13 protein-coding genes are annotated in these 12,567 nt (G+C 71.2%); 7 read left to right on the top strand and 6 right to left on the bottom strand.

Features of this window, described 5'->3' with window-relative positions; all coding sequences use genetic code 11:
* The first annotated feature begins 97 nt into the window (after positions 1–97).
* Both M1203_RS28840 and M1203_RS28835 read left to right on the top strand, forming a co-directional pair.
* Positions 98–763 (top strand): HD domain-containing protein, encoded by a 666-nt coding sequence (locus tag M1203_RS28840; RefSeq protein ID WP_249952754.1) that lies wholly within the window; start codon positions 98–100, stop codon positions 761–763.
* A gap of 152 nt (positions 764–915) precedes the next feature.
* Complete coding sequence (locus tag M1203_RS28835; protein ID WP_249952920.1) at positions 916–2,931, top strand: serine/threonine-protein kinase; 2,016 nt, start codon at positions 916–918, stop codon at positions 2,929–2,931.
* A gap of 9 nt (positions 2,932–2,940) precedes the next feature.
* Here the strand turns inward: M1203_RS28835 and M1203_RS28830 are convergent, their stop codons facing one another.
* A complete protein-coding gene (locus M1203_RS28830) occupies positions 2,941–3,621 on the bottom strand; it encodes a hypothetical protein (RefSeq protein ID WP_249952753.1) in 681 nt (226 codons plus the stop codon).
* 54 nt (positions 3,622–3,675) lie between these two features.
* Complete coding sequence (locus M1203_RS28825; protein ID WP_249952752.1) at positions 3,676–4,248, bottom strand: dihydrofolate reductase family protein; 573 nt, start codon at positions 4,246–4,248, stop codon at positions 3,676–3,678.
* 250 nt (positions 4,249–4,498) lie between these two features.
* Here M1203_RS28825 and M1203_RS28820 point away from each other — a divergent pair, with 250 nt between their 5' ends.
* Positions 4,499–5,557, top strand: a complete 1,059-nt coding sequence (locus tag M1203_RS28820) for a helix-turn-helix domain-containing protein (RefSeq protein ID WP_249952751.1) — start codon at positions 4,499–4,501, stop codon at positions 5,555–5,557.
* Here the strand turns inward: M1203_RS28820 and M1203_RS28815 are convergent.
* Entirely contained in the window at positions 5,458–6,615 is a 1,158-nt protein-coding gene (locus tag M1203_RS28815; RefSeq protein WP_249952750.1) for a helix-turn-helix domain-containing protein, read from the bottom strand. The two genes, M1203_RS28820 and M1203_RS28815, sit on opposite strands and share 100 nt — an antisense overlap.
* Before the next feature lie 213 nt (positions 6,616–6,828).
* Positions 6,829–7,458, bottom strand: coding sequence for a hypothetical protein (locus M1203_RS28810; protein WP_249952749.1), 630 nt, complete (start codon positions 7,456–7,458; stop codon positions 6,829–6,831).
* A 431-nt stretch (positions 7,459–7,889) separates the two neighbouring features.
* On the opposite strand from M1203_RS28810, the gene M1203_RS39320 reads away from it, so the two are divergent.
* A complete protein-coding gene (locus tag M1203_RS39320; protein ID WP_374404239.1) occupies positions 7,890–8,426 on the top strand; it encodes a LysM peptidoglycan-binding domain-containing protein in 537 nt (178 codons plus the stop codon).
* Here M1203_RS39320 and M1203_RS28805 read toward each other — a convergent pair.
* On the bottom strand, positions 8,361–9,428 hold the full coding sequence (locus M1203_RS28805; RefSeq protein ID WP_308404923.1) for a LysR family transcriptional regulator: 1,068 nt from the start codon (positions 9,426–9,428) through the stop codon (positions 8,361–8,363). The two genes, M1203_RS39320 and M1203_RS28805, sit on opposite strands and share 66 nt — an antisense overlap.
* A 103-nt stretch (positions 9,429–9,531) precedes the next feature.
* Between M1203_RS28805 and M1203_RS28800 the strand changes: the two genes are divergently transcribed.
* Together M1203_RS28800 and M1203_RS28795 are read left to right on the top strand one after the other, a co-directional pair.
* On the top strand, positions 9,532–10,494 hold the full coding sequence (locus tag M1203_RS28800) for an NADP-dependent oxidoreductase (protein ID WP_249952748.1): 963 nt from the start codon (positions 9,532–9,534) through the stop codon (positions 10,492–10,494).
* A gap of 88 nt (positions 10,495–10,582) precedes the next feature.
* A complete protein-coding gene (locus M1203_RS28795; RefSeq protein ID WP_249952747.1) occupies positions 10,583–11,242 on the top strand; it encodes an SDR family NAD(P)-dependent oxidoreductase in 660 nt (219 codons plus the stop codon).
* Between the two features lie 88 nt (positions 11,243–11,330).
* Here M1203_RS28795 and M1203_RS28790 read toward each other — a convergent pair whose 3' ends face one another.
* Positions 11,331–11,858 (bottom strand): hypothetical protein, encoded by a 528-nt coding sequence (locus M1203_RS28790; protein ID WP_249952746.1) that lies wholly within the window; start codon positions 11,856–11,858, stop codon positions 11,331–11,333.
* A gap of 460 nt (positions 11,859–12,318) precedes the next feature.
* Here M1203_RS28790 and M1203_RS28785 point away from each other — a divergent pair.
* On the top strand, positions 12,319–12,567 hold a 249-nt coding region (locus tag M1203_RS28785), incomplete at its 3' end, for a hypothetical protein (protein ID WP_374404235.1).

Raw genomic sequence — 12,567 nt, 5'->3', positions numbered from 1 at the left:
CGACCCGGCGGAGAGTGGAAAACGGAAGCGGAAGACAGAAGTGCAAGCGGAAACAGCGGCAATGCCGCAGGAAACCCCCTTCGCGAAAGGACCCGCCATGTCAGCCACACCCTCGGCCTCGACCTCAGCGGAACGCATCGCCGACATCGAGATCCCCGACAGCGCCCTCGCCAGGGAAGCCACCGAGCTGGTGCGGGACACCACCACCCCCCTGCTCTACGACCACTCCCGCCGGGTCTTCCTCTTCGGCTCGCTCCAGGGCCGCCGGCGTGGGCTCGCCTACGACCCCGAGCTGCTCTACATCGGCGCGATGTTCCACGACCTCGGCCTGACCGAGAGCTACCGCGCCTCGACGCAGCGCTTCGAACTCGACGGCGCCGACGCCGCCCGCGACTTCCTGCTGGGCCACGGGCTCTCGCAGGACAGCGCGCGGATCGTCTGGACCGCGATCGCCCTGCACACGACGCCGGGCATCCCGTCCCATATGGAACCCGAGGTCGCGCTGGTCACGGCGGGCGTCGAGTTCGATGTGCTGGGGATGGGGCTGGACTCCGTACCGGACAAGGTGCGGGAGGAGGTCGTGGCGGCCCATCCGCGGCCGGACTTCAAGCGCCGGATCCTCCAGGCGTTCACGGAGGGGATCGAACACCGGCCGGAGACGACCTTCGGCAATGTGAAGGCGGATGTGCTGGCGCGCTTCTCGCCCGGGTTCGTACGGACGGACTTCGTGGATGTGATCGAGAACTCGGCCTGGCCCGAGTGAGGCGGATATACGGTCCGGCCGGAGCGGGCGGAACGGAGTCCGTCCCTCCGGCGAACACCGGTCCATAGAGGTTTCGTTCGAGATAGACGATGAGTTCGGCCCTGTCATGCGAGATGATCCGAGGCGTGACGACGAGGAAGGGCCGGCCGGCCATGGAGAAACTCGCAGCTGACGATCCGCAACGCATTGGCGCCTACCGGCTGCTGGCACGCCTCGGCGCGGGCGGGATGGGCCAGGTCTATCTGGCGCGCTCCGACCGGGGCCGCACGGTCGCCGTCAAGCTCGTCCACGAGGAACTGGCCGAACAGGAACAGTTCCGCGGCCGGTTCCGGCAGGAGGTCGCGGCGGCGCGACGGGTCGGCGGCAGATGGACGGCGCCGGTGCTGGACGCCGATACGGAAGCGGCGGTGCCGTGGCTGGCGACGGGGTATGTGGCGGGTCCGTCCCTCCTCACGGTCATATCGGGCGGGCCTGCCCGGCCGGGTGGCTCCGGCGGGTCCGGCGGGTCCGGCGACGCGGCGGGCGGTGGCCAGGGGCCGCTGCCGGAACGTTCCGTCCGTATCCTCGCGTCGGGTCTCGCCCACGCCCTCCAGGACATCCACGCGGCGGGCCTCATCCATCGCGACCTCAAACCGTCCAACGTGCTGGTGACGATCGACGGGCCGCGCGTCATCGACTTCGGCATCGCCCGCGCGCTGGAACCGGTCGCCGACGAGAGCCTCACCCGGACCGGCTCGCTGATCGGTTCGCCCGGGTTCATGGCCCCGGAGCAGATTCGCGGCGACCGGGTGACGGCGGCGTGCGACGTGTTCTGCCTGGGCTCGGTTCTGACGTACGCGGCGACGGGCCGTTTTCCGTTCGGTACGGCGGACACGGGCGCGCACGCGCTGATGTTCCGTATCGCCCAGGAGGAACCGGATCTGACCGGACTGCCCGAGGGCCTGGTCGAGCTGGTACGGGGCTGCCTGGAGAAGGACCCGTCCGCGCGCCCCACGACACGGGACGTACTGGCCCGGGTGGGCGAGGCGACGGACTCGGGGGCGGGACCGGGCGGGGAACCGTGGCTGCCCGGCGGGCTGCTCGCCCAACTGGGGCGGCACGCGGTGGAGTTGCTGGAGTACGAGGACCCGACGAGCCAGCAACGGCGACCGGCACCGGGGACGTTGCCGGAGACGGCGCCGGCCTCGGCCCCGAGTCCGAGGCCCGGATCGAACGTGGAGGCGCCCGCGGAGCAGACGCTGCGGCTGGCGCCGACCCGGCCGGCTCCCACCCCGGCTCCGAAGCCCACTCAGGTGATGCCGACCCCGGCTGCTCAGGCACAGGTTCCCGCTCAGGCGCAGACCCAGGCACAGACTCCGACTGCGGCTCCGACTCCGACTCCGGCTCCGGCTCCGGCTCCGGCTCCACAGGCGTACGGCTATCCGCAGCCGCAGCCGGGATTCGGACCGCTGCCGCCCCCTCCCCCGCAGTACTACGCCCAGCACCAGCAGCACGCGCAGAACACGCAGCACCCCGCGCAACAGCCCTCGTCCTTCGGCCCCACCCCTCCGTACGGCATGGCGCCGACACACACCCCGCCCCAGGAGCCCCGGCCCACACCACGCAGCACCCGCGCCACGATCGCGCTGATCGCCGTCGCGGTGATCGTCGCGATCGGCGCGGGCGGTTCGGTGTACGCCTTCATGGACGGCGACGGCACGAAGGACGCCAAGAGCACACAGGTGAGCGATACGGCCGACCCGACGCCCTCGGCCGACGATCCGGCCGGCCCCTCGCCGAAACCGTCCGCCAGCCCCTCCGAGGAGGAGAAGAAGGGCGAGGTGCCCACGGAGTATCTGGGCACCTGGACCGGCGGGGTGACCACCGACGCGGGCTACAGCGCCCGCCAGCTCGTCATCCAGCAGGGCGAGGTGGGCGATACGGTCCTCTCCCTGACGGTGGACGGTCCGCCCGGCAACGGCACGTACCACTGCGTCTTCGAAGCCGCCTTGGCCTCGGCGCCGTCCGCGGACGGGCCACTGCGGATCGGCCCCTCCAAGGTCACCACCGGCGAACCCATGTCCTCCTGCACCCCCGGCACCCCGACGGAACTGACGCTCCAGTCGGACGGCAGCCTGCGCCGGGTCACGACGAGCGGCGAGTCACTGACGTACACCAAGGGGAACTGAGCCGGGAGTTCACGTCCTCTCTTCCGGGGGCCCCAGCGCGTCCGTCAGATGACGCCGGGTATAGGCGTATGCCTCCCGCGCGTCGAGGGCTCCTGCGTCCACGGTCAGAAGCCGCCAGGGAGTCCGCGCGAGGAGGCGGCGGGTCAGGTCCGCCTCGAAGCGGAGATGATCGGCGGCCGAGGAGAGGTCATGAACGGCACGAGTGCCGGGGGAATCCGCCAGCTTCCGTAGGTACCAGTGCTCCCAGGCGGCGCCTTCCCGTTCGACGGCACGTCGCAGCGCAGTCTCCGGGTCGTCGTGGACGTACACCACGGTGACCTGGGCAGGCTCCACGGCGCGGGTCAGTTCTTCCATGACCTGGACGAGACCGCTCTCGTCGTGGCCCCACGCCACGAGGGACGGGATGAAGGGGAGGAGGGCGTCCGTCACCAGGTAGTCCCTGCCCGCCCCCAGTGACTCCTCGACATAGGCGCGCGTGCAGGCGACGAGCGTCGCGGGCCGGACGGCACCGGCTCCACCCGCGAACTCCTCGGCGACGGGCCGGAAGGCCGACCGCGTGAGAATGTCGGCTTCCTCGAAGTGGTCGACCGATGCGCCGGTGCCGGCAAGCCAATCGGTCACAGCACGACACAGGGTGGACTTGCCGACACCGGGACTGCTCCCGATGACGGAGATGAGGTGCGCGGCCATGACGGCAGTCTCGCACCGGACCGGCACCGGGGACAGAACGTGCTGTCGGCGTCGTCAGCGCACTACGTCGAAGACCTGCTTCTGCAGACCGTTGCTGTAGACCTCGTGCTCGATCAGCTTCAGCTGCTGGGTGTCCTTGTCCGTGGTGCTGAACAGGCGCTTGCCGGCGCCGAGCAGCAGCGGGAAGACGAGCAGGTGGTAGCGGTCGATCAGGCCGGCGTCGGAGAGTGCGTGGTTCAGCGAGGCGCTGCCGTGGACGATGATCGGGCCGCCTTCGGTCTCCTTGAGGGCGGCGACCTCGTCGAGGGAGCGCAGGATGGTCGTCTCGCCCCAGTTGGAGACGAGCTTGTCCTCCGTGAGCGTGGTGGAGACGACGTACTTCGGCATCGTCTTGTAGTGCGCGAATTCCGCCATGTCCGGCCACACGGGGCTGAACGCCTCGTAGCTGGCCCGGCCCAGCAGGATCGCGGTGGACTCCTCCTGCTCGCGCCCCTTGATCTCGTACGCCTCGGGGACGAACTCGATGTCCTTGAAGGTCCATCCGGAGTTCCGGTAGCCGGGTTCGCCGCCCGGCCCCTCCACGACGCCGTCGAGCGAGACGAAGGCCGTGCTGATCACAGGACGCATGGGTGTTTCTTCCTCTGACTCTCGAAGTCTTGGCTGGGACGTGTGCTGTGCGCGCGAGCAGTGAGTCGTGAGCACCGCACCAGGATGCGACCGACCAAAATAATTGTCAAGGAAGGGAAAGTTGTCGGCGGGGCGCGGAGCGAGGCACCCGCGCACCCCGCCGCGCTTGAACCCGTTTTCCCCGCGCCCGTAGAGTCCGATCCGGCGGTGGCTGCCGTATCAGAGTCGGGGGGGCCTGATGATCGCGACGATGTTCCGGACCGACGAAGTGCCGGCGGAGCACCGGTTCGACGCTTTCCGCGAGAACATGATCAAAGTGCACGCACCGGCGTACCTCGGCAGCGCCCATGCCGATGACTTCTCGGCGGAGATGCGTCTCGTCCAACTCGGTCGGCTCCGCGTGTGGCCCGCGACCGTCCAGCCGACGCGTATGTGGCGCACGCCCCGGCTGATCCGGCAGAGCGATCCTGAGCAGTACCACCTCACGCTGATGCTGCGGGGCACCAAGCGGTGCACCCTGACCGGGCGGCAGTTCGGCCCCTACGAGATGCATATGACCGACACGTCACGGCCCTATTCGCTGGATGTGGTCTGCGACCGGGGAGAGGTCGGACTGATCGGTGTCGAGTTCCCCAAAGCGCTTGTGCCCTTCCCCCTGGACGCGGTCGGCCGGCTGGTCGACCGGCCGCTGCCGGGAGGCGAGGGCATCGGTGCCCTGCTGGCGAACTACCTCACCGGCCTCAGCCGGCACACCGACTCGTACCGGCCCTCGGACGCGCCACGGCTGGAAACGGTCCTGACCGACCTCTTCTCGGCCGTACTGGCCCACCATCTCGACGCCGAGACCATGCTCCCGCCCGAAGCACACCAACGGACCATGGTCCTGCGCATCCGGTCGTTCATCCGGAGGCGGCTCCACGACCCGGAACTGACTCCCGCCACCATCGCCGCGGCCCACCACATCTCCACCGGATACCTCCACCGCCTCTTCCGCCTCCACGACGAGAGCACCACGGTCGCCGCCTGGATCCGGCACCAGCGGCTGGAGGCCGCCCGCCGCGACCTCGCCGACCCCGCCCAGCAGGCCGTCCCGGTCCATCACATAGGCCACCGCTGGGGGTTCAGCCACCACACCGCCTTCACCCGCGCCTTCCGCGCCGCCTACGGCGTTCCGCCGAGGGACTACCGACAGGCGGCCGGCGAGTTCGCTCAGACGCAGTCGTTGGTGGCGTCCCAGCAGGTCTCCTCCGGGAAGGGATCGCCACCGCCGCCGCCACTGCCGCCGCCGCCACTGCCGCCGTCATCCTGAGGAGGCGTGTACGTCGAGGGCGGGGGTTCGTACGAGGGCGGTGGTTCGTAGGGGGGCGGTTGCGGTGTCCGGGAGCTCGGTTTCGTCTGCGGTTGTGCTGAGCGCGTCGTCTTCTCGGCCGGGTCCGGTTGCACCGCGTCCCGCGTCCGGCCGGGTTCGGGTTCGTCCTTGCTGGGCTTCGGGACAGTGCTGCTGGATGTCCTGTCCGCCGGGGAACGACTGGCCGTCTTCTCCGGGGAGACCGTGACCGCCGGTCCGCTCGTCCGGGTGTCCTGCGGCTCCGCGGTGTCATGGCTCGGGCGGAGAATGCCGGTGGCCGCGGCTGCCAACAGCACGATCGCGGCAGCGGCCGTGACGGCCACGCCTCCCCGCCGAGCACGAGCACGGCGCAGGACCGCCTTCGCCCCCGCCGGAGCGGTGTTCGCTCTCCTCGGCGCGGTGGCGGAGTCTTTCCGTACCACTTCCTCGGCGAGGACAGCGGGGGCAGCGGGGGGAACGTCGGACGTCGGCTCGGCTGCTGTTGGAGGCGCGGTCGCGATCTCCTGTGCTTGCGTACCGGTAACGGGCTTTGGGGCTTCGCCTGCCGCTTCAGCGGTGTCGGTGTCGCCCGCCTCGGCGCCTGCCCTGTCGTCCGCCTCGTCGTCGGCACCGTCCGGGGTCTCTTCCACCGATCCGCTGTGCGGGTCCTGTCGCGGCTCCTGCGGCGGTTCCTGCCCCGGCTCCTGCCCCGACTCCTGCGCGGCAGACGGTGAGTCCGCCGGAGACACGGCGTCACCGGCCTGCCGCTCGGTCTCGACAGCCAGACGCTTGCGGACCTTCACCCAGTCCTCGACCGCGGCCTCATCACCGCCGCAGGCCCGCACGAAAGCGGACAGCAAGTCCTCCCGGGGGAGTTCCTTCCTGCTCAGCACGCCGGCGAGGGTCGCACGCGGCAGTACGTCCCCCACCGCCCCCGCACGACGCTCCAACTCCCGGTAGCTCAGATCCGCCCACTGCCGTAACTGACGCATGACCGCCACGAACTCCGCGGAGTCCTTGACGTCATGCGGCCGCGGCATTCCCCCGTCCACGCCGTTTCCCCCATCTCTTTTGTCGGAGATCAGACATCCACGGGCAGCTTAGGAGAGCGCGCCCGCTCGGGTGGACACCGAGGGGGAAAGCCCAGTGGACGAGCACGGCCTGACACGACGCGATGCCCGGAAGTCGGTCGCCCGAGGGTGATATCCCCCCCCGGGCGAACCGACTTCCGCCGGGCAAGCGACCCGCGGGGGCTACGCGACGGCCACGATGTCGTCGTCGGCGCTCGTGTCCTTGGAGTCCACCGACCACTTCTGTCCTGTGCTGTTGACCGTGACGGTGAACGTGATGTCGTTGTGGTCGCACAGCGGGCTGAGCTTGGTCCCCAGGCAGGTCTTGTGCTCGACGTCCTGCTGCAGGATGTACTGACTGTCCGTGGACTTGAGGAGGGCGGGAGCGGGCTCCGGGGTGACCGACGCGCCCCAGAAGAAGTCACCGGCTGTCGTCGTGGTGCCGTAGATGCGCATGGTGGTGCCGGACGTCAGGTTCCCGTCCGAGTCGACACACCGGGTGATCCGCAGCTTGAGATCGGCGGACTTGATGTCCACCACGTGATTGCGGACCTCATAGTCGGCGGTGTCGGTCGAGCAGTCCGGTTGCGTGGTCTTCCGGGGCGCCGGAATCGCCGCTCCCGCGTTGGAGATGGTGTCGGCGGGCTTCCCCGAGGCGTTGGCGTTGGCGCCGGTGGAGAGGACACCGCTGGTGGCGGCCAGGGTTCCGCCGCCTGCGAGCAGGGTGCCGGCGAGGGCCGCGACCACCAGGGTGCGGGTCCGCCGAGTACGGGTCTGCCGGGTACGGGTCCGCCGGGTACGGGTCATGCGCATGGTCTTTCCTCCTGCGTTGCTGAGATGAGTGAGTTCCGGGCAGCCGGGCAGCCGGGCGGCCTTGGGCCGGGGCGTACTCGGCGGGTTTCGCGCTGCCTGCGGTCGTCGACACCGGTGAGCGGCGGAGCGGGGCCCGGCGCACGTCCGACAGCGCCTTCGACGGGGCGCCGGCCGGCGGTGCGGGGCGGTGGAATGAGCGTCGCCCGGCTGCCGCCTGCCGGGCAACAGAGTGCGGCGGCCCGGACAGTCCGGGATCGTCTGTGCTGGTCAAGGGCCATGTCCAGGGGTGGGACACCAGTCTGTCCAACAGGGCGCCGAGCGGTGTGGAGCGTCCCGGACCGTCCCGGCCGCCTGAAGATCTGGCGGGACACCGACAAGGCGGACAGCCTCGTCGCAGGCCGTGAGATCCCGGCCGTTCGAAGGGGGTTGAGATGGCACGGCACGCCACGCTCCGGAAGCCGCGGCGGGCGGCACGGGAGCTCAGGAACCGTGATCGACGTCAGGCGCCGGCGGCTCACGGCAGGCACAGGGCCTCCCGAACGGGTGCTTCCCGTGCGGGGCGGATTCGCTCCCACACCGGCGGGCGGCTGCTGGCGGACGCCGGGTTGGTGCTCGCCTTCGTGCTCTCCCTCTTGGGGGGAGTGCAGTTGTCCATGCGCGGCCCGGCGGAACCGTCCCCCGACCGGCCGACGGTCACATCCCGGCCGCAGGAGCAGGCCGGACCCGGCTCCACGCGGTCGGTGCCGTCGACGCCCGCGACGCCGGAGAGGCCCACCAAGCCGAAGGCCGAGCCCCCGGGCGTCAGGAAGCACACGGTGCGGCCCGGCGACACCCTGTGGGAACTGGCCCGTACTTACGGCACCACCACGGAGCGACTACAGCGGCTCAACGGCCTGGGACACTCAACGCTGATCTCCGCCGGGCACATACTGCGAGTGCCCCCCGAGCCGGGCGCCGCGGCGCGCTGACGCGTGGAGCTCGTCGCCGTCCAGGCGTCCCGGGTCGGATGGGCTCGCCGCGAGGACGGCCGTGCGGACGAAGGCGGCGATGGACGGTGAGTGCGAGTCGCGGGGCCAGGACACGGCGATCGTGGCGGGCTCCACGTCGTGGACGGGGAGGTAGGCGATCTCGGGGCGTGGGTAGCGACGGGCGACGGAGGCGGGAAGGAAGCAGACCATCCCGCTCAGCTCGACCAGCCGAAGGATCTCCGGGAGGTCGGTGTGGCCGCCCGCCGACGGACCCGGGTCACCGCCGGCGTCGGGGCCGAACCGGTCCTGGAACGTGGTGCCCTCGTGGAACGCGGTGTCCTTGTGGAACGCGGTGTCCTTGTGGAACGCGCTCAGGCTGTGGGCGTCATAGTCCACCCCCTGGTCCGCGGGCGAACCACCCGGAAGGCCGCGGTGTGCCAGGTCGGCCAACCGGAGACCGGACCGCGCGGCCAGCGGGTCGTCGGCCGCGACGGCGAGCAGGAACGGCTCGCTGATCAGGGGCTCCGCGTCGAGGCCGCGGTCATCGAAGGGGCTGAGGAGCAGGGCGACGTCCGCACGGCCGTCGCGCACCATCTGCGCCTGCTCGCCGTACCGCCCGAGGAGCAGTTCGACCGGCAGGGCCGCCGGGTCCTCGGCGTAGAGGTCCAGGATGCGGGGCAGCAGCCCGCCGTCCAGGTCAGGCTTGAGCGCGAGCCGTAGCCGTGGGGTGGCCGCACCGGCCCGCTGGGCCCTGCGCCCGGCGGCGCTGACGGCGTCGAGCGCGGTCCGCGCGTCGTACAGCAGGGCCTGCCCGGCGGGCGTGAGGGCGACCTGACGGGTCGTGCGCCGCAGAAGTGGCACACCGAGCCGGCGCTCCAGCTGCCGGATCGCGCGGGACAGCGGTGGCTGCGCCATGCCGAGCCGCTCGGCGGCACGTGCGAAATGCAGTTCTTCCGCGACCGCGACGAAGTACCTGAGCTGCCGGGTCTCCAGGTCATTCATATCTCAAAGGTATCAATGCCTACCGGATCGGTCCTTCAGGGGCGAGGCCGGCCGGGATTGACTGAAGAGGAAGGTGACCGGTCGAGAAACCAGGAGTGGAGCCATGCGAGCTGTCGCGGTGCGGCGGGCCGGAGACGCCCCCGAACTGATGGAACTCCCCGTTCCACGCCCCGGACCCGGCCAGATCCTGGTCCAGCTTGCCGCGGCGTCCCTGAATCCCGTCGACATGGGCATCGCCGCGGGCTTCTTCGAGGGCACCGTCCCCCACGTTCACCCCATCGTCCTGGGCGTCGACGGCTCGGGCCGCGTCGTCGCGGCCGGAGAGGCGGTACGGGGGCTCAGCCCCGGGGACACCGTGCACGGGCAGTTCCTCGGCGCCCCGCTCGGCAACGGCACGTTCGCCGAATACGCGCTGGTGGCGGAGCACCCGGACGCCGGCGCGCTCCAGCGCGTCCCCGACGGCATGAGTGCCGAACTCGCGGCGGCACTGCCCACCGCGGGGATGACCGCGCTCGGCATCCTCGACGCCGTCTCCCTCCGCGCGGGCCAAACGGTTCTCGTCGTGGGTGCCACCGGCGGGGTGGGTGTCCTGGCCGTCCAGCTGGCCGCTGCGACGGGCGCGGAGGTCATCGCGACCGCCCGACCGGACTCGGACGCGTGGCTGCGGAGCCTCGGTGCCACCAGGACCCTGGACCACACCGCGCGGCCCGGTGTGGCGGAGCGGGTCCGCGCGTCGTACCCCGGCGGGATCGACGCCGTCCTCGACCTCACCCGCGACCCGGACCGCTTCCGTGCGTACGCGGGACTGGTCCGGGACGGCGGCGCGGCCGTCTCCGCGGCCCTGGTCGCGCCGCCCGATCTGCTCGCCTCCGAGCGGATCACCGTGACCAACTTCCAGCTGCGTGACAAGCCGGACCTGCTCGCCCGTATCACCGCCGAGGCCGCCGCCGGCCGACTCACCGTCCCCATGCAGCAGACCATCGGCCTGGACGAGGTCCCGGAGGCACTGCCCCGGCTCACGGCGGGCGGCGCACGCGGCAAGACGGTGGTACGGATCCGTCCCTGACACCCCCCTGGCACCCGGGACCACGTCCCCACGGGTGACCGCGTCGCCCCCAGCGACACCACCACACCACACACCCTGGAGACACATCATGAGCAAAGGATCCGCGATCGTCGTCGGCGTGGGCCCCGGCCTCGGCCTGGCCCTGGCCCGGGCCTTCGCCGAGGACGGCCACCCCGTGGCACTGCTCGGCCGGGACCCCGGGCGCCTGGAGGGATACGCCGCCACGCTGACCGCCGAGGGCCGCACAGCGGGCGCCTACCAGGCCGACGCCACCGACCCGGAGGCCCTGCGAGCGGCCCTGGTCCGGGCGGCGGACGACCTGGGAGCACCCGAAGTGCTGGTGTACAACGCCGCGTTGCTGACCAACGACACCCCCACAGGGCCGGACGCGGCCGAGTTCACACACGCCCTCGCGGTCAATGTCACGGGCGCCATGGTCGCGGCCCGCACGGTCCTCCCCCTGCTCGCCGACCAACGGGGCACGCTGCTGTTCACCGGCGGCGGCTACGCCCTCGATCCGTCACCCGAGTCCACCACGCTGTCGGTCGGGAAAGCGGCGCTCCGGGCATACGTCCAAGCCCTGCACAAGCAGCAGCAGGACTCGGACGTCCATGTGACGACAGTGACCGTGGCCGGCATCATCGGCGGCGAAGACCCCCGCTTCGCGCCCGAGCGCCTGGCCGCGGCCTATCTCGGCCTCCACCACCAGCCACGGGACCAGTGGGAGGCCGAACTCCTCTACGCCTGATCCCCCGCCGGCCGCAGGCCGGCACGTAAACGCCCCGGCCGGACCTGTTGGCCTGACAGGTCCGACCGGGGCGCGGTTCCACGTCCGGTCAGTGCGAGAAGTTGACCTTCGCCATGAGGGCGGCGGGCGAGGTGGACATGACGCGGATCTTCGGGGTGGCGGCGCTGTTGCCCCACGGCACGCTGATGCGGGTGGTCGTGCTCACGCCGCCCGCGACGCCACCGGCCTTGTACCAGGTTCCCTTGCCCTGCGGGGAGACGCCGAAGACCTCGACCACAGCACGCTGCTGGCCGGCGTACTTGTCGCCCCACAGCTCGTAGGTGAGCGACTTGGTCGTCTTGCTGCCGATGAAGGCGCACTCGGACTGCCCGGTGACCCACTTGCCGGGAAGGCCGATGGCGGAACCCTGGCACTTCTTCGCGGTGGCCGCGCTGCCCTGCTGCCGTCCGGCGCCCGCCATGGAGACGGTGTCGTCAGCCTTGGCCCCGGCCCGGTTGCTGGTGTCGAACGCGCCGCCCGCACTCGCGGCCACCGTGCCCCCGGCGAGGAGACAGCCGGCGAGAGCGACGATCGCCAGCGGACGGATCCTGCTGGTTTCGGCATTGCGGATACCCATGGTGATGCTCCTTGTGGACGTGATGGTTTCGGGCCGCCCCAGAGGGCCGACGCCGTATCTTCTGCGAAGCGCTCCTGCCGCCGGTGCTTACGTACCGCTGGTGCGTACGTGCCTCTGTGGTGCGTACGTGCACTGGCCGACCGACCGGCAGGGCATGCCCGGCACCGGCCTCCGGAGGGCGCCTTGTTCAGGCGCCGGCCGGGCGGTGCGGGGCGATGAGAGAAGCTTCGCGGCTTCCCGCAGAACGGGGCAATGGGATGCGGCGGCTGGGACAGTCCAGGTTCGTCCCTGCTGGTCAGGGGCGGTATGGGGAGGTGTCCGGGCGGTCTGTCCCGACGGGGTTCGCGCGCTCGGACGGACCGGGACTGTCCGGGACGGGTGAGGATCTGGCGGGACACCACAAGGGCGATACAGCCTCGTCCCGGAGCCGTGGAAGTCGCGGCCCGAGAGGGAGGTTGTGATGGCGCAGCAGACGCTGCTCAGGCCCGCGCGGCAGGCTGCGCAGCAGGAGCGGCCGGGAACGGCGAAGGCACAGGCGCGGACACAGGCGCGGGTTCAGGCGCGGGCAGTGGCGCGGGCACGGGTTCAGGCACGGGCAGGGGCGGATGCGGGGGCGGGGGTTCGGGCCGAGGGGCCGGTGTCGCACCGCAAGCCGCGGACCCGGAGCAGCCGTTCCGACAGGCTGTGGTCGGTGGCCTCGCTGGTGGTG

It is taken from the genome of Streptomyces sp. 35G-GA-8, assembly GCF_023534745.1.
Lineage (GTDB): Bacteria > Actinomycetota > Actinomycetes > Streptomycetales > Streptomycetaceae > Streptomyces.
Note: the sequence above shows the minus strand (reverse complement) of the source record. Positions and strands in the feature narration are given on the sequence as shown.